The organism is Desulfovibrio sp., assembly GCF_034006445.1.
In the GTDB taxonomy this organism is placed as follows: domain Bacteria; phylum Desulfobacterota; class Desulfovibrionia; order Desulfovibrionales; family Desulfovibrionaceae; genus Desulfovibrio.
This window is the reverse complement of the sequence record NZ_JAVESS010000006.1, coordinates 103,725-123,963: the sequence shown is the minus strand read 5'-3', so window position 1 is coordinate 123,963 and position 20,239 is coordinate 103,725. Positions and strand designations below refer to the sequence as shown.

The window sequence follows — 20,239 nt, the reverse complement described above, 5'->3', positions numbered from 1 at the left end:
CCGACCTTGTCAGTATCATTACGCCGGAACGCACGTTCGTGGACTACACCGTTGTTGGGTTTGACTATGACCGCAAACGCGAAAACGGCGTGGACAGGCTGCTGGTAAGCCTTTCCTTGCAGGAAGTTCGGCAGGTCAGCCCGGAATACACCAACGAGCAGGTAAAGCAGCCAGGGGACGGCGCGAACAAAAGTTCAGGAAAACAGCAGGCTGGCAAGGCCGATGATGCCACAAAAAAACAGGTGCAAAAAAAAAGTAGGCTGAAGGCCACAAAAGATTGGTTGGGAGGGAAGTAATGAATACCGTTCCGTTACGCGCCACAGCCAACCAGACCGTACAGGCCGTGCTGGGCGGACAGAATTGCAGCCTTCGCGTGTACACCCGCCAATCAGAGGCCAACAGCATGGTTGGCCTCAACGGCGCAGCCCTGTTTGTTGACCTGGCCATCAATGAGATTGCCGTGGTCAGCGGCATTATTGCCCGTGAGGGCACGTTGTTGTTGCGTTATCCCCGTTTGGGATTTGTAGGTGATTTGCTGTTTGTCGATATGCAGGGCGCGAAAGACCCGCAATGGACGGGCCTTGGTGACCGTTGGCGGCTTGTCTGGCTTAACGCGGATGAAGCACAGGCCTATGAGGAAGGGACATTATGAGCGCCAATACATCCTACACAACCAAGATGCTGGAGGCCCGCATCACTCTGGCCAAGGGCGGGTTCAACCCTGGCACCGGGCAGGCGGCCAATACTAAAATCATCCGGCTTGGCATGGATGTGGAAATCTCAAAGCCCGGCGGCAAAGAGAAGAACAAGGCCAAAGTCCGTATCTACAACCTACCGCTTGAAGATATGGAAACCCTGACCACTCTGGCCTTTGCTCCCCTGAAGACGGACCAAAATCATATTGCCGTGTATGCCGGGGACAAACAGAACGGCATGACGTTGGCGTTCTCTGGCGACATCGTGAGCGCCGTGCCCAACTTCAATGCCGCGCCAGATCCAACCTTTGATTGTGACTGCATTACCGGTTTTGTGGCCTCGCTCACGCCAGTACCGCCGCTCACGGCCCAGGGCGCGCAGGATGTGGGCAATACCTTGCAAAGCATTGCCGGGCAGATGGGGCTTACCTTCGTTAACCGTGGGGTCAATGTTTCGCTTCGTAATACCTGCTGGGTGGGTGGCCCGATGGAACAGGCCCGCCAGATAGCCGATGCTGCCCGCATTGCCCTGCTGGTTGATGACGGTGAAATGATCATCGCACCCCCTGGCATGCTGCGGGAAGATGTCGGAGCCTCAACGCCTTTGTGGCGCGGGGATACTGGCATGTTTGGCTATCCGTCATTTGACAGCAATGGCATCAGCGTCAAGGGGCTCTACGAGCCCAAGTGCAAACTCGGCGGGCCTATCCGCATTGAATCCGTGGTGCCCAAGGCGTCTGGCCTGTGGCAGATATCAAGCCTGTCGCACAAGCTTCAGGCGGGGTATCCAGGCGCGACCTCCTGGGAAACGGCGGTCAAGGCAACCTACCCAGGGCAGCAAAACCAGAAGGACGGAAAGTCATGAGTGTAGTGCAGGGACAGCGCGGGGCATCCACTCCGGCATCTGACCTTAATGCTCTTGATTTCCTCATACAGAGGGCTTTGCAGGGCATCAATACCGCAGAACCCGTGCGCGTCACGGGGGTATCTGCCGAGGGTGTGCAGCCCGTGGGCTTTGTCAGTGTGCAGCCCCTGGTGAATCTGGTTGCCGGTGACGGAAAAGGCCACCAGCAAGGCACCTTGTTCCGGCTGCCATATTTTCGCGCCCAAGGTGGGGAAAACGCCGTCATTGTTGACCCCAAGCCCGGTGACATCGGGCTTGCCGTTTACGCCATGCGTGACACGGAATCCGTTAAGGAAAAGCGGGACGGGGCTTCTACCAACCCCGGCAGTGCCCGTATTTGCAACAAGGGGGACGGTTTTTTTATCGGCGGTTTTTTGAATAAAGCGCCCAAACGGTATGTGATGGTCAACGATGATGGCATCACTCTGGACGATGGCGCTGGCGGTAAAATGGAACTCAAGGGCGGGCAGCTAGTCATAACCGCGCCTGGGGGAATTATCCGCAATGCCCCCACGGATGTGCAGAACGGCGAGGGGGCCACATCTACCCTCAACGGCAATTTGCAGGTCAATGGCAAGATTTCTTCCACTGGCGACCAGACAGCCGGGGGCATATCGCAGATGCACCATACCCACACAGGTGTTCTGCCCGGCGGCGGCAGCACCGGAGAACCGCAATGAAAAGCCTGATGCTGACGGGTCAATGGGATCTGGCGCTCACTCCCGGGGGCAGTCTGGCCACGGTTGATGGCACCGCCCGCATAGAACAGGACGTGTCCACGTATGAGCGGGTTTTTCAGGGTGAGCAGTGGTATAATACCGCCGCAGGTGTGCCGTATCTTGACCGCGAGATTGCCAGCCTTCCACCCATTGAGCTGGTGAGGGAACGGGCGCGCCGCCGCGCGCTTGAAGTTCCCGGAGTGGCTGAAGCCAGTGTCGAACTGGACGCCCTGGATCAGCGCGTACTGACCGGGCGCATCAAGGTAACAACGTCTGATGGGGAGAGCGTCAATGTCACAATCTAGCCTTGAATTTACCGCGCGTGGGGTTGTGGCCCCAACAACGGACACGGTGCTGCAAGACGTGACAAGCGCCTGGCAGGCGGCATTTGATAATACCCTCAATACCGATGCCGCCACGCCCCAGGGACAGTTGATCACCACACAGGCCGCCATCGTGCAGGATAAAAATGCACAGTTGCTGCATCTGGCCAACCAGTTTGACCCTGCGCAGGCTGACGGCATTTTTCAGGACGCCCTTGCGGCCATCTACTTTATTACTCGCCACCCGGCCCGGGCAACGGTTGTGCAATGTCTTTGCACGGGTTTGGAGGGCACCGTCATAAACGGCAGTGATGCCAGTGACAATCCCGACCAGGTCAAGGACGTAAATGGCAATCTGTTTGCTTGCCAGACCTCCGGAACCATTCCCGCATCCGGCTCCATTACCCTGCCTTTTGCGGCGCTGGAAGCTGGCCCTCTGGCTGTTGAAGCTCACAGTGTTACCCGCATTGTACAGGCAAAACCCGGCTGGGATTCGGTCGATAACCCCGAACCGGGCATTGTTGGCCGGGAGACGGAACAGCGCCGGGAATTTGAACTTCGCAGACAAGCCAGCGTGGCGTTAAATTCTCGTTCCATGCTGGCCAGCGTTTACGGTGCAGTGGCCAACCTTGAAGGCGTTATTGACGCTCTGGCCCTGCAAAACAGGGGTGACACCCCGAAAACCGAGGGCGGCGTCACTCTTGCCCCGCACAGCGTCTACATTGCCGTGCTGGGCGGCGAAGATGCCGCCATCGCCGAGGCCATGTATAACCATGTGTCCGGCGGCTGTGATTATAACGGCAATACGGCTGTCCAGTACACTGACGCGACCAGTGGAGCAAAAGAAACGGTACGTTTTCAGCGCACGGCTGAACTTGCCTTTCGGGTGAAGGTCACGCTGCGCCATTCAGACAGTTTGCCCGCCGATGTTGAAACCAAGATCCGCGACAACGTGCTGGCCGACTTTTATGGGCAGCAGTACCCCAATTCAGACGGTACGGCCCATCAGTCCGAGGTTACGCGCATCAGGATCGGCGCGGGTGTGTATGCGTCCCGCTTCATTTGTCCGGTCATTAGCGCGGGCGCGGTAAACCTCATAAGTGTTGAAATCGCCGCTGGTGCAGGCGCTTTTGGCAACTTCGTGCAAATACTCAACGATCAGCATCCAAGCCTGGTGCGGGATGCCATCGAAATCGTTGTGGAGGGTGCGTGAAAAACTGGCGCGAAACCATCCTCTCGCAATTTGATAACAGCCCGCGCCTGCTGGCCCTGCTGACAGCGTACAACGCCCAGGTAGATCCATCCGTGGATATCGCCGCACTGTACGAGCAGGTGTTTGACCCCCGCACGGCCACGGGCTGGGGACTGGATGTGTGGGGGCGCATTGTCGGCATTGGCCGCGTCATTCAGCTTGACGCCTCGGGTGCTGTCTTCGGGTTTGACCGTAGCGCGCTGCGCCCCTTTGGTCAGGGCACGTTTTACCGCCGAGCCGTCAATTCCAATTTCCGTCTGGCCGATGAAGCGTATCGGCTGCTCATATTTTTCAAGGCCGCAGTAAATATTACTGACGGCTCATTGCGCGACCTGAACCGCCTTCTGGCGTGGTTTTTTGAGTCGCGCGGCCCGGCGATGGTGTTGCATGTCGGCACCATGAAACTGCGTTTCTATTTTGACTTCACACTCAAGCCTTTTGAGCGCGCCTTGCTTTCTCGAGACGATGTGGCCCCAAAGCCCGCAGGCGTTGGATGGGAAATCTACGATGTGCCCAGGGCAAAAACCTTTGGTTTCGCTCGCAGTGGCTTAAAGCCTTTCGGGCATGGAACCTTTGCCAGAAGGAGGCCTTATGGCAATACCGCAAATTCCTGATCTGCTGCGGGCCGTGCTGGCCCATAGTGCAGATGTTGAGGCAATCCCCGACACGACACCCACTGGCCAGGGCGTTTTCAGCTACCGGGACGGCTGGCCCGTTATTACCGAGGTCGAGCTTGAGGCCGGAGGCATCGCCCCTGACCGTAAGTTCTTCAACGAGATTTATCGCCTTCTGTCTGGGCACACGTTCTACACCCAGTCTGGCAATGTCTATCCGTGGGTAGGCGCGTCCGAATCCTTCCCCGGCCTGAACTATCTGCGCGGCGCCCACGTGCTCGGCTCTGACTATCAGGAGTATGTGGCTAAGAAACCCTCCGGCCCGGAGATCCCGGCCGAGGGTGGCGGCTTTGTCGGCCCCGTGAACCCTGTTGGGGACGCAAGCGGGGTTTGGATGCCGGTATTTAACATCTCGACCGTGGAAAAAAACGGCATCAACCGGCCTGATGGCGTCACCATCAAAGTTGATGAAACGGGCAAGCTTACGGCCGCAGTGTCAAAGTATGAGATTGGCGAGTTTTACTATTTCCGCCATCCCACGCTCAAAACCGGATTCCAGCCTGCACAGGGCGGCGTTATCGCCAACGCGGCCACTGTGTATCCTGATATATGGGCCTACCTGCAAACCACCGAAGGACAGAAACTCTGCAAGACAGAAGCCGAATGGCAGGCCATGTCAACTGCGATATGGCATACTAATGCTGACGGCTCGACTGTGGGCTGGAATGGTATCGGTGGTGTGCCGTACTACGCGCCTAACTTTGGGGCAGGCTCTCTCCGCATGCCTGATGTACGCGGGATGTATCCCGAAGCGGCTGGATATGACGCTCTCGGCGTGGGAGACGTGCAGGGGGATGCCACACGCCGTTTGTCTGGCTCTATCGGTGAGACGTCAGACGTGTCTCAGGGCTATTCTGGCTCATTTTATAAATCACGGGGAGTTGCGGGTGTATTATATGCTGGCGGCAACGGATGGTACAAAACGACCCTTAATTTTTCGTCCGCGTACGAAGTCCCCACCGCCGCCAAAAATCAGCCCCGCTCCTGGGGAGCGTTGGCTTGTTGTTATCTCGGCGTACCCAAGTAGCAGCACGCGAGCGCACCCCAGCGCTTCGGTGCGAACACGGGGCCAACGGGGACAACGCGGGACGCGATAAGTTCTAATTTTTGTGTGGGGTACGCGCTGCCCGCCGCAGCATACGTGCTAACTTGTGTGGTTTTGAATGCTCCAGTCACAGAACCTGCGCCCCCGCCCGTGACGCATGACCCTGTCTGCTCTCTGCTTTGGTCGCCATCCACGTCTCCCACGCCGGGAGCTGAAAAAATATAAGAATCTCAAAGGAGTCAAAAAATGGCTAAAGCCTACCAATATACTGCTGACGGCTACTTCGCCGGAGAGGTCGAAGATTATGGCCTGTTGCCCCACAACGCCACATACACAGCACCGCCGAAACAGCCGTGGAATCGCGTTTGGCCTCAGTGGATAGACAATGTATGGGCGATGGTGGACGATCACCGCGAGCGCCAGCCGCCGCTGTTTGACATTGCGCTGGGTCAGGCCGCGACCGAATACTGGCTGCCGGAAGACACTCACGCCGTATCCGCGCGCCACATGACCAAGCCCGGCCCTCTGCCGGATGGTGCACTGACCGAGCGGCCTGCAAAAACCGCTTCAGAGCTGCTGGTCGAGGCCAAGGCAGCCAAGACGGCGGATATTGCGGCAAGTTATGACGCAGCTGTAGCAGCATCTCTGACCATGCCCACGGCTAGCCCGACAGCGCAGGATATTACCATTGGTGCGGCGGCCTTTGCCTCCGAGGATGCCGAGGGATTCGCATTTATCATGAAGACTCATGCTGCCCGCCGAGACACCCTATTGGCAGCCGTAGATGCGGCTACCACATCGGAAGCCGTGCAGGCTATTACCGTCAGCTACGCCGTGTAGCATCGCTATGGGCATAATCAATCAGATTGTCGGCGGTGTATGTACAGGCCCTGCTTCTCCTAAGGAAGACGGGCTGACTGTGTATGGTTCCAATCACCAGACCACAGAAGTGTGCCAGCGTATATTTGATTTTCGCCGCTGCCCTAAAGCCGTTCAAGATGAAGTGTTGAGCGGGGTTGACGGTGCGGTTGTCCGGCTATCCGGTGTGGTTATCTTGGGTGGCATCAAAGCTGTGCTGGCAGGTAACGGCGATCACCCCGGCAATGATGTTCGTTATGCCCGCTGGGAGCTGGAGGATTGCGTTATCCTTGGCGCAGGTCGCCGCTGCCCTGAAGCCCAGGACGGTACAACGGTCATTATGCGCCGCTGCTGGGTACATGATTTTGGCCAGACATTTGACGTGCGGGCTTTTGGTGCTTGGGCACACCGTGGCGCGCGGATTATCGCCGAGGACTGCCTGTTTACGCAGGGTGAGTTATGGCCCTGGGGGCTGAACGTGCTTACGGCAATCAAAGACATGGGCAGCCACATCGGGCAGGCGGTCAACGATCACGGTCTGGCGGCGCTGCTGCATCCGCGCACATATCTGCCCGGCCCGTGCCGTGGATTGACTGCTGATACAGGCGGCCTGGTGCTGGCAACGCGCTGTTATCGCAATCGGCGCTGGATCAAAATTGACGGTTGCAACAACTATATAGATAGAACCGCCGCCCGCAAGATAGTTGCGCAGCTTGAGGCCGTATGCCCGGATATGACCAGGAAGCTCGGCCAGCCGCTGACAGGCTTTTTTGACATTGCCACGGTCTGACAGGAGATATTCGTTTGGGCGATTGGTGACTTGCCGATAAGTCCCAGCACAAGTAGGACTTATGGCATCTATAGTTACATTTGCTGCCGTTGCACACGAGTGGTGGAAGCGGTACATGGTTCAGGGGTCGGTTCATTATGCCGAGGAGTCTTGGAGACGCCTGGAGCGCGAGGTCATGCCGTGGATCGGTGATAAGCCCATAGCAAAAATTTCCTCCCCAGCCATCCTCGCTATTTTGCGGCGTATTGAACAGCGGGGCACCCTTGTTGTGGCCCGTAAGGTCAAGTCTCATATATCACAGATCATGCGATACGGCATCGCCTGTGGCTTTGTGAACCGTGACCCATCGCGTGATCTGGGGTGGGCCTTGACTCCTCATAAGTGCAAGCCTAGAGCGGCCATTGTCGAGCCGCGTCAAATTGGTCAACTCATGGCCAGTATAGAACATTACCGCACCCCACAGCGCCGCTGTTCTCTAAAATTGGCGGCTTTGTTGTTCGTCCGGCCCGGCGAACTGTCTTCTGCTGCATGGAACGAAATCGAATGGGATACGGCGGCATGGCGCATTCCGGCAGAAAAGATGAAAATGAAGCGCCCACACAACGTGCCTCTTTCACGTCAGGCATTGGACGTTCTACGGGAGTTGCACCCAGTGACAGGGCAAACTCCGTGGCTGTTCCCATCGCGGTGGGATAAAACTCGGCATGAAACTGGGCATGTCATCAACTTGGCGTTACGCCGGATGGGGTATGGCCCGGACATCATGACAGCCCACGGTTTCCGCGCGATGGCGGCGACAACGCTGTCTGAAATGGGTTGGGCTAGTGAGGTGATAGAGCGGCAGCTTGCCCATGTTGATAAAAACCAAGTGCGCGCTGCATACCAGCGATCAGAGTTATTGGCAGAACGGCGTAAAATGCTTCAGGCTTGGGCTGACTACTTGGACATGCGTTGTGCATGGGCAATCCTGGGTAAGTAGCTCTTCAGCAGTTACGGCGCAAAAAAAGGCGGTGCCTCGGCCCGCCTTTTGTAATTGCGTTGCTTCATGTGTAATGTCGTGCGTTGCTAGTTATAACCGCCCGTGGGCGCGATTTTTCGCGCCGCGCATCAAAAGCAAAGGAAGTTGCCGTTCCGATGAACATTGCCGTGGTGGACGCGGGGGGAAACCTTAAAATTTTCGCCCGCCAGGACGGAGCCTTTCTTGGCAGCATAGATATCGCCCAAAAGAAGGCCAAGACGGCCCGTTATTTCAACATGTCCACGGCCGAACTGGGCGCTTCCGCGCAGCCCGGCAAGGAGCTTTTTGGCATCGAGGTGACCAATAACGGACTCGCCATCTTCGGCGGCGGGGAACTGCTGGTGCGCGGCGGAGTTGTCGTTGGGGCCATCGGCGTCAGCGGCGGCAGTGTTGTGGACGACACCACAGTGGCCAAGGCGGGAGCGGCGGCCCTGCAGCAATCGTCCAAAAAATCTTCATTTTAGAGCAGTCAGACTTTAAAAAAGGTTGCATGTTCTGCGCTGCACGCGGGTGCAGCGCGATCTCATAGTGCGTGCATTTTGCCTGCTCGCATTTCGTGGCGTGACACCCTTGTTGCCACGCAAAAACAGAACATCCCGCGTGCGCGGGATGTTCTGCAATCAGTGATTATGCGGCGGCCGTGACGTGCACGGCCGGAAAATCAGTTTTTCAGGCTGTGGATGGGGGCAGGAATACGGCCGCCCAGAGCGATGAAATCTTCGGCATTGCCGCCGGGCACGGGCATGATGGCGGCCTTGCCAAGCAGCCCGCCAAAAGAGACCTCGTCGCCGACGCCCTTGCCGGGCACGGGGATAAGGCGCACGGCCGTGGTCTTGTGGTTGATCATGCCGATGGCCATTTCATCGGCAATGATGCCGGAAATGGTGGCCGCCGGGGTATCGCCGGGGATGGCGATCATGTCCAGACCCACGGAACACACGCTGGTCATGGCCTCAAGCTTTTCAAGGCTGAGTATGCCTGCGGTGGCCGCCGCCTCAATGCTTGAGTCCTCGGACACGGGGATAAACGCGCCGGAAAGCCCGCCCACCGAGGATGAGGCAAAAGCCCCGCCCTTTTTCACCGCATCGTTGAGCATGGCGAGCACGGCAGTGGTGCCGGGCGCGCCTATGCTGGAAAGCCCGAGGCTCTGAAAAATCTCGCCCACAGAATCGCCCACGGCCGGTGTGGGCGCGAGGGAAAGGTCGGCCACGCCAAAGGGGATGCCCAGGCGGGTGGCCACTTCAGTACCGATCATTTCGCCCACGCGCGTCACCTTGTAGGCAGTGCGCTTGATGACTTCGGCCATGTCCAGCAGGGTGAGGGGGCCGCCCTTGCCGTTATGGCCCGCCTCGCGGGCGCGATCCAGAGCCTTTTTCACCACGCCGGGGCCGGAAACGCCCACGTTGATGACCACATCGGGCTCGCCAACGCCAAGATACGCGCCAGCCATAAAGGGCACGTCCTGCGGAATGTTGGCAAAGACCACAAGCTTGGCGCAGCCAATGCCGCCGCGATCCGCCGTGGCTTCGGCCACCTTGAGGATCTGCCGCCCCATAAGGGCCACGGCGTCCATATTGATGCCGCTGCGCGAGGAGGCCACGTTGATGGACGAACAGATGCGGTCCGTCTGCGAAAGGGCTTCGGGCAGGGCTTCAATGAGGGCACGGTCGCCCTTGGCAAAGCCTTTTTCCACCAGAGCGGTGAACCCGCCCAGAAAATCCACGCCCGCTTCCTTGGCGGCTTCGTCCAGAGCCTTGCACACGCGCACCATGCCGTCAGGGCCAAAGGGCGCAGCCACCACGGCGATGGGGCTGACGCTGATGCGCTTGTTCACCACGGGGATGCCGTACTTGTCGCCCACCTCGTCGCAGACGGCCACAAGCTGTGAGGCGTAGCGGCGCAGTTTGGCCCGCACGTTGGCGGTGAAGAGGTCAAGATCGTGGCTCACGCAATCAAACAGGCTCACGCCCAGGGTGACGGTGCGCACGTCAAGATGCTCGTTGCGGAGCATGTTCAGAGTGCTTGTGACTTCGCGTTCGGAAAGCATGGCTGTAATCCTGTATGGTTGCAGACGTGTCTGACAATAATTCTTGAACAGTGGTTCTTGCGTGGGCGCGCATTGGGCCTACAGCCCGCAGGGACATTCCCTCACGCTGGCCCTCACGCTGGCCCTCTCGCTGGCCCTCTCGCTGGCCCTCACGCCGAGTCCTGATGCCGAGTTCTGATGCCGGGCCCTGGGCCGGGCGCTGTCCCGAAGACCTGACGCCGCAGACCTGGCGACGAATATCTGGCGACGAAGATCTGGCGACGAAACCCGGCCAGCCCGCAGTTCCGCCTTGGCTAAAAAGAATTGACGCGGTTGACGGCCTCGAAAATATCCCGGTGCTGCACGCTCACGCGCAAATCGCGGCTCTGACCCTCACAGGTGAGTTCGCGGCGCAGGCGGCCGAGGTCCACGGAGTCGGGCACCATGACCTCAAAAACAAACAGGGCGCGGTTGGTTCCGCCTTCGCCCAGAATGGCCTTGAGGCTTTCAATGTTCACGTCATGACGGGCGAACACGCGGCTCATGGCCGCGATGAGGCCGGGTTTGTCCGGGCCGTCGGCAGTGACCACAAAAGGCTCGCAGTGCAGGTTCTGCCCCCACTGGCCCTTGATGGCGGGGCGCACCAGCACCGACAGGTCAACCTTGGCCTCGGCCAGGCTGGCGCTGAGATTCTGGCGCAGACTCTCGGCATCTGTTCCGTCAGGAGCCGCCACCACAAATATGGCGGCAAACTCCCCAGAAAGTATGGTCTGGGTCACTTCTTCGATATTGCAGCCGTTTTCTTCAAGAATACGACTGACCGCGGCCACAACGCCGGGGCAGTCGCGCCCCAGAAATGAGGCAGTATACTTGTGCATGTGGTAATCCTTGCGGAAATGTACCGCTGGCAGGGCCGTTGCGGATGTTGTCTTGGAAAGCATTGCTATATACGCAACCAACGCGAACTTCAAGGGGCAACAGGCCCCACGGGCGCTCGAAAAGCATTGCCTACGCCGTCCTTGACGCCTTTCTGTGAATGGCATACCCTTACAATCCTTTAAGACTAGGCATCTCAGGAGTTTCTCAGTGGAAAATCGGGAAAAGAAGAATAAAAAGCCTACCATCAAATTAGGCACCAAGTCGCAGCACGCGGGCTATTTCATGCCCATGCTGGAAAGCTTCGCCAGCCGCGAAGGACTTAATGAAGTCGTAAAAAACCGCGTGGTTAAATCCTGCGATTTGCTGGATGCGGGCGTGCCCCTCTTTCCCAATGATTTTCGAAAAGAGCACTCCATCTCCTGGGTACTGGACAAATTTGGCGACCTGGAGGGCGAAGCCCTCGAAAGCCAGGAAGACGTCGTTGCCATTGCCGGGCGCATTGTTTCGTTGCGCTCCTTCGGCAAGGTGGCCTTCTTCCATATCATGGACCAGACGGGCCGCGTGCAGTGTTACGCAACGCGCGAACACCTTGACGAAGCTACACACAATCTGGTGAAAAAGCTGGATATTGGCGATATCGTCGGTGTTTCAGGGCATTTGTTCCGCACCAAGACGGGCGAACTGACCATCGCCTGTCGCAAAATAAAGCTCATCACGCGCTCCCTGCGTCCCCTGCCCGAGAAATACCACGGGCTCAAGGATATGGAAACGCGCTACCGCCAGCGCTATGTAGACCTCATCGTCACGCCGCGCGCCCGCGAGATATTCTTCAAGCGCAGCCTTATCGTGCGCGAGTTCCGCCGCTTTATGGAAGACAGGGGCTTTATGGAAGTGGAAACGCCCATGATGCAGCCCCTGGCAGGCGGCGCGACCGCCCGCCCCTTCAAGACGCACCACAACGCGCTGGATATCGGCCTCTTCATGCGCATCGCGCCGGAGCTGTATCTCAAGCGTTTGCTGGTGGGCGGCTTTGAAAAGGTTTTTGAGCTCAACCGCAGCTTCCGCAATGAGGGCATCGACACGCGGCACAACCCCGAATTCACCATGTGTGAATTTTACTGGGCCTATGCCACGTTTGAAGACCTCATGAATCTTACCGAAGAGCTTTTTGCCCATCTGGCCCAATGCGCGTGCGGCACAACCGTGGTGCCCTATCAGGGCGATATGATAGATCTCACGCCCGGCAAATGGACGCGTATGAGCTTCTACGATTCGCTCACCGTCATTGGCGGACACCAGCCTGAGTTCTACAACGATTACACTCAGGTGCAAAATTACATCCGCCAGAAGGGCGAAAAGGCCGCCGACAGCGAAAGCCTGCAGAAACTGCACGCCAAGCTTTTTGACCTTGACGTTGAAGGCAAGCTTATCCAGCCGCACTTCATCTACCATTATCCCACGGAAATCTCGCCCCTGTCGCGCCGTAACGACAAGGACCCCGGCATCACCGACCGTTTTGAGCTTTTCATCACCGGACGCGAGCTTTCCAACGCCTTTTCCGAGCTCAACGACCCCGTTGACCAGCGCCTGCGCTTCGAAGATCAGGTGCGTGAAAAGGAAGCCGGAGACGACGAGGCCCACAGCATGGACGAAGACTACCTGCGCGCCCTTGAATACGGCATGCCCCCGGCTGCCGGACAGGGTGTGGGCATTGACCGGCTGGTCATGCTGCTGACGGATTCGGCCTCCATCCGCGAGGTTATCCTCTTCCCCCTGCTGCGGCCCGAGATTTAATTTCCAGGTCCACCTCCAAGACTTTTCCAATTCAAGAGGGCCGTTCCATTGGGAACGGCCCTCTTTCCGTGGTGGGCACGCATTGGAGGCACGTGCAGTAAAAACACTCTCACTCTTCGGGCCGCTCGGCTTGCCGATGGAACACCCTCCATCCCAGCGCCCCGCCCCGGCTTTCACAGGCCCGCAGGCATTCGCCGCAAACGGTGCAGTCCCGCCGTTCCGGCCCGTCCGGCCGCCTGGGATTGAGTTGCAGCGGGCAGGCGGCCCTGCACGGCACTTCCCCCCGGCAGCTGCACTGCGTGGCAGTCCAGCCAATGCGCAGGCCCGGCGCTTTTGCGGGCAGGCAGCGGGCCGCTGCTCCAAGCAGCACGGACTGTGGGCACACGTACCGACACCACAGCCGCTTGCCGCTTATGGCTTCCAGCACCAGCGCCGCAGCGGGTAAAGCCAGCGCCCACAGCAGAAACAACGCTCCCGCGCCCTGCCATACCAGTACGGGAATCAGGGAAAGTTCGCCGGGCATGCCCAGCACGTTAAGAACAGGGTATTCCAGAAAGATGGCCAGAGATAGGCCCGCCAAAAATAAACACCCCTTGGCGGCAAAGGCCACGGCATGCTGCGTGGCGGCAGTTTCACGCTTTGCCACGGCCTTGGGCCGTATCCTCCGCCCGGCCAGGCTGTAGAGCAGTTCGGACAAAAAACCGTAGGGACACACCCAGGAGCAGAATACCCGCCCCAAAAGCAGAGCCAGAATCAGGGAACAGACCGCCCCCCACAGCAGAGCTCCGGCGGTCATCATTCCCTCAGCCGCCACCTGCAGTGCGGCCACGGGATCGGCAAAGGGAAGTCCGAAAAAATGCAGGGAAAACAGACTGCCCCTGATCTGCCCAAAGCCCGCCCCATTGATCCAGGGCAACATGCAGAACACCACAAGAACAGACAACTGGGCGCACCGACGCGCCAGAGTGTACCACTTCATACGCCGCCCCCTGGAACGTCCAGCGTAGGCACAGCGTTAAGGGGCCTGCGACGGGAAGATGCGGGCCACACCTCCACCGCCTTCACAGGACACACGTACTCGCAGATGCCGCAACCGACGCAGGCCCTGGTTATGGCCGGCGTCACCCCGTCTGAAAGAACCACCGCCGAACCGCGCAGGGGGCAGCGGTCATAGCAGGTCATGCACATGACGCCATTGGTGTAGTTATGGCACCGATCTTTCAGTATGTAGGCCCGCCCCATTCCGGCGTGCGCCATGTCCGTGACGGCGGCGTTGAGCGCGCCGGACGGGCAGACAGGCGGACACTTCATGCAGAGGTAACAGGGCGTTTCGCGCGGCACGACACGCGGCGTCCGGCGGGATGACCCGATGCCGCCCATAAGTTCCAGACTCTTGTGCGGGCATACGGTCACACATTGCCCGCAACGCACACACTGGCGCAAAAAATCTTCTTCCGCCGCCGCGCCAGGCGGTCGCAGCGGCGGAAGAAGCAGGCTCATTGGAGCCCTCCCTCACCCGCGCCTTCCACCACCGGCGACGGCCCATGCCCTTTGGGCCGATGCGGCGGGCAAGGCATGTGCCCGGTGCTATCCATATCATCCTCATAGTTGATAAAAGCTACGTCGAGGGCCAACACATGGGGGAGGCCGTTCACGTATTCCAGATATCCCTGCAGCGTCCGTGACGAGCTTTCCAGCACAACGGCCAGCTTGTCCGCATCCGGCACTTCCTGCACTTCCAGCACGCCCCTGGTTGCCCGCAGTTCGCTGCACAGCGGCAGCAAATGTTCACGCAGGCAACTGACCACAACACCCGCTATAGCCATACGCCCCCCTATGCCTTGCGAATGCGCGCGGCGCATATCTTGTATTCCGGCTCACGCGACGCCGGGTCGGTGGCATCCAGAAAAAGCTTGTTCACCAGTTTTTTGGGGTCAAAAAACGGCACTGCCACAAGGCCGGGCCGACAGACGTCGCTGACCCGTGCGGGCAGCTCCATGGCGTCACGCCGCGTCTCCAGGATGACGTTATCGCCGTGCTTGATGCCAGAATTTGCCGCATCTTCTTCATTTATTTCCACAAAGGCAGACGGATTGGCCTTTTGCAGTTCCGGCACCTTTCCCGTCATGGTAGCGGTATGCCAGTGGTCGATGACGCGCATGGACGTAAGGTACAAAGGATAGTCGGCATCCGGCTCCTCGGCCGCGCCCTTGGCCGGGCGCATCCAGATCACGGCCTTGCCGTCTGGCTTGCCGTAAAAGAAGAATCTGTCCGGATGGTCCGCCGGAACGCAGGGGTCCTGCCCGCGCACATAGCGCAAAAACGTTCCGGGATGATCCTCGCTGGGGCAGGGCCAGATCAGGCCGGACTCCTTGCGCAGGCGATCCCGTGTCATGCCGGAGAAATCATAGGTGGTGCCCTTGGAGACCATGCGCCATTCGTTCCAGACGTCCTCGGCGTTGTTGAAGTTCACAAGCTTGGGGTCCACGCCCGCGCGCTTGGCGAACTCCACCAGGGTATTGACCGTGGGGCGGCACTGGGCCGGAGGCTCCACGGCCTTTTCAATAAGCGAATAGCGGCGCTCGCCGCAGCCGTACACGCCGTCGCGCTCGCACCAGAAAGCCGGGGCAAGCACGAGGTCGGCATATTCCAGCGTGACCGCATCGGGAAAGGCCTCAATGCAGACGATGAAGGATTCGGGGTTGGACATGGCCTTGTGCACCTTGTTCAGGTTGGGCAAGGTGTGGGCCGGGTTTGTCTCGCAGATGATCATGCATTTCACGTCGCCCTTGCCGAGGGCCTCGAACAGGGCCACCGTGTGATAGCCCGGTTCGGGCGCGATGCGTCCTTCGGGCAGGCCCCACAGTTTTTCCATTTCAGCCCGGTGCTTGGGATTGGGGATGGCCCGCCCGGCGGGCAGCAGATGCGAAAGCGCGCCGCCGTCGCGGACGCCGCCGCAAGCGTTGGGCTGCCCTGTGAGCGAAAACGACGTGGCCCCGGGGCGGCATATCTGCCCGGTGAGCAGGTGCAGGTTATGGATGAGATTGTTGGCAAAAACGCCCTGCACACGCTGGTTGATGCCCATGCACCAAAGGCTCATGGTGGCGGAGGATTCGGCAAAAGCACGGGCGGCCCCGTAAATCTGCTCGACGGGCACACGGCATATTTCCGCCACCTTCTCCGGCCGGTAGTTTTCAAGAAAAGCCTTGTAGCCTTCAAAATCAGAAGGCTTGCCCTCGGCATCCATAAAGGTGACGTAGCGCTGCCAGAAGCGCGGGCTGTCCAGCTCTTCATTGATGATGACCCAGGCCATGCTGTGCATGAAGGCCAGGTCTGTGCCCGGACGAAAAGCGATGTGCATGTCCGCTATGCGGGAGGTATTGGTACGGCGCGGATCAGCCACAATGATCTTCACGCCCGGCTCCACCTGCTTGCGGCGGGCCAAACGGCGGAAAAGCACCGGGTGCGCCTCGGACGTGTTGGAACCGATGATGAAAAAACAGGTGGCCTGATCCATGTCGGCGTAGGTGCCCATGGGCTCATCCTTGCCGAAGCTGGTCAGATAGCCGCCAACGGCCGAGGCCATGCACAGGCGGGGGTTGCCGTCCACATTGTTGGTGCCGAACCCGCCCTTGAAAATCTTGTTGGCCACATAGCTTTCTTCTGTGAGGCACTGCCCGGAGCCGTACCAGGCCACGGAGTTGGGCCCGTAAGTGTCTATGCTGTGCCGGAACTTTGTGGCCATGAGGTTGAGGGCCTCGTCCCAGCTCACGGGTTCGAGCTTGCCGCCCTTCTGGCGGCGCAGCATGGGCTGCGTGACCCTTTCCTTGGAATTGAGCACGGGGATGAGCAGCGAGCCCTTGAGGCACAAAAGGCCCGCATTATGGTTGTTGGGGTCGCCCTGAATGGCCACGGCCTTGCCGTCTCTGACGCCCACAAGAACCCCGCAGCCCGTGCCGCAATAGCGGCACACGCCCTTGACCCATTTTTCGGGCTTGTTGTCGGCCGCATGGGCCAATGAGGTCAGTCCCGTGCCCGAAGCCGCAGCCATGGCGGCCGACATGGCAAAATATTTCAGAAAATCACGACGTGAAGTACTCATGTGTTCAACCTCGCTATTATGCTGGCGTAAGGGTCCGTTGCGTCCCAAAGCGCCCTGCCCTCTTCACGAAGACCGGGCCATGGCTGCCGTTAAGGCTGTGCGCTGAAAACCGGGGCAAACAGCCCCGCATCCGCCGCAGTCAGCCCTGCCGGCTCGCATCACAGGTCCGTCTTGTTGGAAGGCATGCGATATTCATAAGCCCGGCCATGCAGGGGGCTCTGATGATAGGGGTGGCAGCTCACGCAGTCGTCACGCTTGCCGAACTTGGCTTCCATGCGCTGTATGGAAAGCGAGTGGCAGCGCGCGCACACCTCGACGCCGGGTTTACGAGCAAAGGGCATGGCCCCCTTGCCGTCGGGCATGCCGTGGCAGGTCTGGCAACGCACCAGGGTGACGCCGTGCTTGCTCTCGTACCACTCCTGGGCCAGACGCGGCGTGCTCTTGGCATGGCAGCTGTAGCAGTCGCCCTCCATCTTGGGCGCAGCAAGGTGTTTGGCCGCCTCGCAGCGCTCGGCCGGAAAGGCCCAGGCCATATAGCCGAAATAGCCGCCCGCGAGCACCAGCAGGGCCAGCAGGGAACCGATCAGGATCTTACAGGACTTCATGGCCGCATCTCCTTGATTTTCTGAGCGAACGTGTGGTTGGCGGGTATGCGTTCGTCAAACACGGGCAGGTGGGCAAGATTGCGGTGGCACCCCACGCAGCCGCTGCGGGACTGGCCGTTCTTGCCCTCATAGTTTTCGTGCGCCAGTCTGCCCTCTTCGGAGACAGGCCCGTCGTTTTTGGCGTTCTTGGTCAGGTTTTGATGACAGGCCCTGCAATTGGCGTCATCGGTGAAGCGTCGGGCCACGGGCTGCATGGCCGCCCTGTTCAGGTCATCACCGCCATCAACGGAGTGCACCCACACATCCTTGATGCCCAGCCACGCCTTGGCGCCGAGCATGCGGGCGATGTTGCCCGAGGGGATGTGGCACTGCTTGCAGCCAATGGCCTGGCCCTGCGCGTCCTTGGCATGTGATGAAAAACGCATCTCTTCCTGATAAACGCGCATTTCATGACAGGAGAGGCAAAAGTCCGTACTGGAGGTGTACGCCACTCCGCCGCCAGCCAGAGCCACACATGCCACAAAAATTACGCAGCCTATGATCCAGACGCGCTTTCGTGGATAGGGCATGGGTTTGAACCTCCATCAAAAGAAAAGAAGAAGAGTTGTAATAAACGCCTTGCAAGTCATGAAGCACAGCACCGCAATAACACCATATGCCAACAGATTTTTCGTATTGAAGCCGCTACAGCAATTCCTGTGCCAGATCACTGTTTTCATTTTAACTGTGATTACAGACACATTTTGAGAAAAACATCACACGCCCAAAACAGACATTCATGGTAAAATGACAATTGTCATAAAAAAATGACAACCACACCCTTGCGTCATGATCGCACGCACAAAAAATGGGCATGCCAAAGCCGTGCGTACGGGCAGCCTTGCGCAAAAAAAACAGGGCCGCCACTGCCCTGCGGACATTGACAAGCCCCGGTTTTACGGGCAAAGCCCCATGAGAAAAAACAACCTGTTATCCGCTGTTGCCCCCGCGCGCGCAGAGCAGTTTATCGCTTACATTGCTCGCATCGCGCTCTGGCGGCTGCGTGAGCAGACGTTCGCTACGGAGGCGCAAGCCAGTTTATTTGCGCTGTTACGCGCTGTAGTGCGCGTGCCTTGAATTTTGAGAAGGTATCCCGATGGTAATCTGCGTTCGTCTGACAGCGCCTTTGCCCTGCCGGAATCGCCGCCGGTACGGGCGCCGGAACCGCCGCCGGTACGGGTGACGCCCAGCAGGATGCTGCCGACTGATGCCGCAGAAAACGTGCCACTGCCCCTTTCCCTCTAAAAAATCTCTTGAATATCCCGCCAAGCTGGGCCACTATGCCGCAAATGTCATTTGAACTCTTCGTAGCCTTGCGCTACCTCTTTTCAAGGCGCAAACAGACCTTCATCTATATAATCTCACTCATGTCCATTATGGGCGTTGCGCTCGGCGTGGGCGCGCTGGTGGTCGTGCTGGGCGTATACAACGGCCTGACCACCGACATGCGCGACAAGATCCTTGGCGCCAACGCGCACGCCATTGTCATGTCCTATCTGCCGTCGGCCTTTGAAAATGACGACGGCCTGCTGGATCGCATCCGCTCGGTCAAGGGCGTCACAGGGGCGACCCCCTTTATTTACACAGAAGTGATGCTCTCCGCCGGAAACGGCGTAAAAGGCGTGGTCTTGCGCGGCATTGACCCGGAATCGGGCCCGCACGTGCTCTCCATGCTACGCCAGATGCGTACAGGCTCGGCAGCCGCCCTGCAAAGGGAAGGCACGCCAGGGCTCATCATTGGTGAAGAACTGGCCAAAAGGCTGGGCCTTGTGGAAGGCAGCCGCGTGAACCTGCTTTCGCCATCCGGTCAAAAGACGGCTTCAGGCTATGCGCCGCGCATCCGCCCCTTTGAAGTGGTGGGCATATTCAAGACAGGCATGTTTGAATACGACTCCTCGCTGGCCTTTGTGAGCCTGGCTGCCGCGCGCGATGTGCTTGGCCTGCCGGACAAATACCTCTCCGGCGTGGAACTCACCGTTGACGACCTTTTCAAGGCGGATCAGACCTCGGCGCGCGTGGCCACCGAGCTTGGCTCGCCCTTCTACGTGCGCTCCTGGATGGAAATGAACGCCAACCTCTTTGCGGCCCTCAAGCTGGAAAAGATCGGCATGTTCATCCTGCTGACCATGGTCGTGCTTATCGGTTCCTTCTCCATCGTGACGACCCTTGTCATGCTGGTGATGGAAAAAACGCGCGACATTGCCATCATGATGTCCATGGGGGCGACGCGCGGCATGATACGGCGCATATTCATGCTCCAGGGCAGCATCATCGGCGTCATCGGCACGTTGCTGGGCTACGCCCTGGGCCTCTCGCTGGGGTGGCTGCTCAAGCGCTACCAGTTCATCAAACTGCCTGAAAACGTATACACGCTTGACCATCTGCCCATCAGCATCACCCCCACCGACGTGATCATCGTCGGGGTCAGCGCCATGCTGCTGTGTTTTCTGGCCACCCTTTACCCGGCACGCCAGGCCGCCCGCCTTGAACCGGCGGAAGCCCTGCGCTACGAATAG

General features: G+C 59.0%; 23 protein-coding genes. 15 read left to right on the top strand and 8 right to left on the bottom strand.

Going from position 1 to position 20,239, the window contains the following annotated elements:
- From RBR41_RS08155 to RBR41_RS08100, 12 genes are all read left to right on the top strand, one after another.
- Positions 1-296 (top strand): hypothetical protein (locus RBR41_RS08155; protein ID WP_320352085.1); only part of this gene is annotated, 296 nt, incomplete at its 5' end.
- Positions 296-652 carry a hypothetical protein gene (locus tag RBR41_RS08150; RefSeq protein WP_320352084.1) on the top strand — a complete coding sequence of 119 codons (357 nt, stop codon included), beginning with the start codon at positions 296-298 and terminating at the stop codon, positions 650-652. The genes RBR41_RS08155 and RBR41_RS08150, both read left to right, overlap by 1 nt.
- Entirely contained in the window at positions 649-1,560 is a 912-nt protein-coding gene (locus RBR41_RS08145; RefSeq protein WP_320352083.1) for a baseplate hub protein, read from the top strand. The genes RBR41_RS08150 and RBR41_RS08145 overlap by 4 nt, the downstream gene beginning before the upstream one ends.
- Entirely contained in the window at positions 1,557-2,279 is a 723-nt protein-coding gene (locus tag RBR41_RS08140; RefSeq protein WP_320352082.1) for a hypothetical protein, read from the top strand. The genes RBR41_RS08145 and RBR41_RS08140 overlap by 4 nt, the downstream gene beginning before the upstream one ends.
- Complete coding sequence (locus tag RBR41_RS08135) at positions 2,276-2,623, top strand: hypothetical protein (protein ID WP_320352081.1); 348 nt, start codon at positions 2,276-2,278, stop codon at positions 2,621-2,623. Before RBR41_RS08140 ends, RBR41_RS08135 begins: the two co-directional genes overlap by 4 nt.
- On the top strand, positions 2,610-3,854 hold the full coding sequence (locus tag RBR41_RS08130) for a hypothetical protein (RefSeq protein ID WP_320352080.1): 1,245 nt from the start codon (positions 2,610-2,612) through the stop codon (positions 3,852-3,854). The genes RBR41_RS08135 and RBR41_RS08130 overlap by 14 nt, the downstream gene beginning before the upstream one ends.
- Positions 3,851-4,507, top strand: coding sequence for a DUF2612 domain-containing protein (locus RBR41_RS08125; protein WP_320352079.1), 657 nt, complete (start codon positions 3,851-3,853; stop codon positions 4,505-4,507). Before RBR41_RS08130 ends, RBR41_RS08125 begins: the two co-directional genes overlap by 4 nt.
- Positions 4,485-5,594 (top strand): hypothetical protein, encoded by a 1,110-nt coding sequence (locus tag RBR41_RS08120; RefSeq protein ID WP_320352078.1) that lies wholly within the window; start codon positions 4,485-4,487, stop codon positions 5,592-5,594. The genes RBR41_RS08125 and RBR41_RS08120 overlap by 23 nt, the downstream gene beginning before the upstream one ends.
- A gap of 264 nt (positions 5,595-5,858) precedes the next feature.
- Complete coding sequence (locus tag RBR41_RS08115) at positions 5,859-6,452, top strand: phage tail protein (protein ID WP_320352077.1); 594 nt, start codon at positions 5,859-5,861, stop codon at positions 6,450-6,452.
- A gap of 7 nt (positions 6,453-6,459) precedes the next feature.
- Positions 6,460-7,260 (top strand): hypothetical protein, encoded by an 801-nt coding sequence (locus RBR41_RS08110; protein ID WP_320352076.1) that lies wholly within the window; start codon positions 6,460-6,462, stop codon positions 7,258-7,260.
- A 61-nt stretch (positions 7,261-7,321) separates the two neighbouring features.
- Positions 7,322-8,239, top strand: a complete 918-nt coding sequence (locus RBR41_RS08105; RefSeq protein WP_413785141.1) for a tyrosine-type recombinase/integrase — start codon at positions 7,322-7,324, stop codon at positions 8,237-8,239.
- Between the two features lie 83 nt (positions 8,240-8,322).
- Positions 8,323-8,742 (top strand): GlcG/HbpS family heme-binding protein, encoded by a 420-nt coding sequence (locus RBR41_RS08100; protein ID WP_413785140.1) that lies wholly within the window; start codon positions 8,323-8,325, stop codon positions 8,740-8,742.
- Between the two features lie 197 nt (positions 8,743-8,939).
- Here the strand turns inward: RBR41_RS08100 and RBR41_RS08095 are convergent, their stop codons facing one another.
- The gene (locus tag RBR41_RS08095) at positions 8,940-10,325 is read right to left on the bottom strand and encodes a PFL family protein (protein ID WP_320352074.1); all 1,386 of its coding nucleotides are present in this window, start codon (positions 10,323-10,325) and stop codon (positions 8,940-8,942) included.
- Positions 10,326-10,368: 43 nt separating this feature from the next.
- Here RBR41_RS08095 and RBR41_RS08090 point away from each other — a divergent pair, with 43 nt between their 5' ends.
- A complete protein-coding gene (locus RBR41_RS08090; RefSeq protein ID WP_320352073.1) occupies positions 10,369-10,503 on the top strand; it encodes a hypothetical protein in 135 nt (44 codons plus the stop codon).
- Between the two features lie 115 nt (positions 10,504-10,618).
- Here the strand turns inward: RBR41_RS08090 and RBR41_RS08085 are convergent, their stop codons facing one another.
- Entirely contained in the window at positions 10,619-11,182 is a 564-nt protein-coding gene (locus tag RBR41_RS08085) for a glycine cleavage system protein R (RefSeq protein ID WP_320352072.1), read from the bottom strand.
- 208 nt (positions 11,183-11,390) lie between these two features.
- On the opposite strand from RBR41_RS08085, the gene lysS reads away from it, so the two are divergent.
- Entirely contained in the window at positions 11,391-12,977 is a 1,587-nt protein-coding gene (gene lysS / locus RBR41_RS08080) for a lysine--tRNA ligase (RefSeq protein ID WP_413785139.1), read from the top strand.
- Between the two features lie 109 nt (positions 12,978-13,086).
- Here lysS and RBR41_RS08075 read toward each other — a convergent pair whose 3' ends face one another.
- The 6 genes from RBR41_RS08075 to RBR41_RS08050 form a co-directional block, all read right to left on the bottom strand.
- Complete coding sequence (locus RBR41_RS08075) at positions 13,087-13,956, bottom strand: 4Fe-4S binding protein (protein WP_320352071.1); 870 nt, start codon at positions 13,954-13,956, stop codon at positions 13,087-13,089.
- Positions 13,953-14,477 carry a 4Fe-4S dicluster domain-containing protein gene (locus tag RBR41_RS08070; protein ID WP_320352070.1) on the bottom strand — a complete coding sequence of 175 codons (525 nt, stop codon included), beginning with the start codon at positions 14,475-14,477 and terminating at the stop codon, positions 13,953-13,955. The genes RBR41_RS08075 and RBR41_RS08070 overlap by 4 nt, the downstream gene beginning before the upstream one ends.
- Positions 14,474-14,803: a chaperone NapD gene (locus tag RBR41_RS08065; protein ID WP_320352069.1), complete on the bottom strand. Its 330-nt coding sequence runs from the start codon at positions 14,801-14,803 to the stop codon at positions 14,474-14,476. Before RBR41_RS08065 ends, RBR41_RS08070 begins: the two co-directional genes overlap by 4 nt.
- Positions 14,804-14,811: 8 nt before the next feature.
- Complete coding sequence (locus RBR41_RS08060) at positions 14,812-17,079, bottom strand: nitrate reductase (RefSeq protein WP_320352068.1); 2,268 nt, start codon at positions 17,077-17,079, stop codon at positions 14,812-14,814.
- Positions 17,080-17,237: 158 nt separating this feature from the next.
- Positions 17,238-17,684 (bottom strand): hypothetical protein, encoded by a 447-nt coding sequence (locus RBR41_RS08055; protein ID WP_320352067.1) that lies wholly within the window; start codon positions 17,682-17,684, stop codon positions 17,238-17,240.
- The gene (locus tag RBR41_RS08050; protein WP_320352066.1) at positions 17,681-18,253 is read right to left on the bottom strand and encodes a cytochrome c3 family protein; all 573 of its coding nucleotides are present in this window, start codon (positions 18,251-18,253) and stop codon (positions 17,681-17,683) included. The genes RBR41_RS08055 and RBR41_RS08050 overlap by 4 nt, the downstream gene beginning before the upstream one ends.
- A 759-nt stretch (positions 18,254-19,012) precedes the next feature.
- Here RBR41_RS08050 and RBR41_RS08045 point away from each other — a divergent pair.
- Positions 19,013-20,239, top strand: a complete 1,227-nt coding sequence (locus RBR41_RS08045; RefSeq protein ID WP_320352088.1) for a lipoprotein-releasing ABC transporter permease subunit — start codon at positions 19,013-19,015, stop codon at positions 20,237-20,239.

Excerpts from the sequence above, each read along its gene's own strand:
- RBR41_RS08150 (WP_320352084.1), top strand. The coding sequence starts at position 296 with ATGAATACCGTTCCGTTACGCGCCACAGCCAACCAGACCGTACAGGCC.
- RBR41_RS08145 (WP_320352083.1), top strand. The coding sequence starts at position 649 with ATGAGCGCCAATACATCCTACACAACCAAGATGCTGGAGGCCCGCATC.
- RBR41_RS08140 (WP_320352082.1), top strand. The coding sequence starts at position 1,557 with ATGAGTGTAGTGCAGGGACAGCGCGGGGCATCCACTCCGGCATCTGAC.
- RBR41_RS08135 (WP_320352081.1), top strand. The coding sequence starts at position 2,276 with ATGAAAAGCCTGATGCTGACGGGTCAATGGGATCTGGCGCTCACTCCC.
- RBR41_RS08130 (WP_320352080.1), top strand. The coding sequence starts at position 2,610 with ATGTCACAATCTAGCCTTGAATTTACCGCGCGTGGGGTTGTGGCCCCA.
- RBR41_RS08120 (WP_320352078.1), top strand. The coding sequence starts at position 4,485 with ATGGCAATACCGCAAATTCCTGATCTGCTGCGGGCCGTGCTGGCCCAT.
- RBR41_RS08115 (WP_320352077.1), top strand. The coding sequence starts at position 5,859 with ATGGCTAAAGCCTACCAATATACTGCTGACGGCTACTTCGCCGGAGAG.
- RBR41_RS08110 (WP_320352076.1), top strand. The coding sequence starts at position 6,460 with ATGGGCATAATCAATCAGATTGTCGGCGGTGTATGTACAGGCCCTGCT.
- RBR41_RS08105 (WP_413785141.1), top strand. The coding sequence starts at position 7,322 with ATGGCATCTATAGTTACATTTGCTGCCGTTGCACACGAGTGGTGGAAG.
- RBR41_RS08095 (WP_320352074.1), bottom strand. The coding sequence starts at position 10,325 with ATGCTTTCCGAACGCGAAGTCACAAGCACTCTGAACATGCTCCGCAAC.
- RBR41_RS08085 (WP_320352072.1), bottom strand. The coding sequence starts at position 11,182 with ATGCACAAGTATACTGCCTCATTTCTGGGGCGCGACTGCCCCGGCGTT.
- RBR41_RS08075 (WP_320352071.1), bottom strand. The coding sequence starts at position 13,956 with ATGAAGTGGTACACTCTGGCGCGTCGGTGCGCCCAGTTGTCTGTTCTT.
- RBR41_RS08070 (WP_320352070.1), bottom strand. The coding sequence starts at position 14,477 with ATGAGCCTGCTTCTTCCGCCGCTGCGACCGCCTGGCGCGGCGGCGGAA.
- RBR41_RS08065 (WP_320352069.1), bottom strand. The coding sequence starts at position 14,803 with ATGGCTATAGCGGGTGTTGTGGTCAGTTGCCTGCGTGAACATTTGCTG.
- RBR41_RS08060 (WP_320352068.1), bottom strand. The coding sequence starts at position 17,079 with ATGAGTACTTCACGTCGTGATTTTCTGAAATATTTTGCCATGTCGGCC.
- RBR41_RS08055 (WP_320352067.1), bottom strand. The coding sequence starts at position 17,684 with ATGAAGTCCTGTAAGATCCTGATCGGTTCCCTGCTGGCCCTGCTGGTG.
- RBR41_RS08050 (WP_320352066.1), bottom strand. The coding sequence starts at position 18,253 with ATGCCCTATCCACGAAAGCGCGTCTGGATCATAGGCTGCGTAATTTTT.
- RBR41_RS08045 (WP_320352088.1), top strand. The coding sequence starts at position 19,013 with ATGTCATTTGAACTCTTCGTAGCCTTGCGCTACCTCTTTTCAAGGCGC.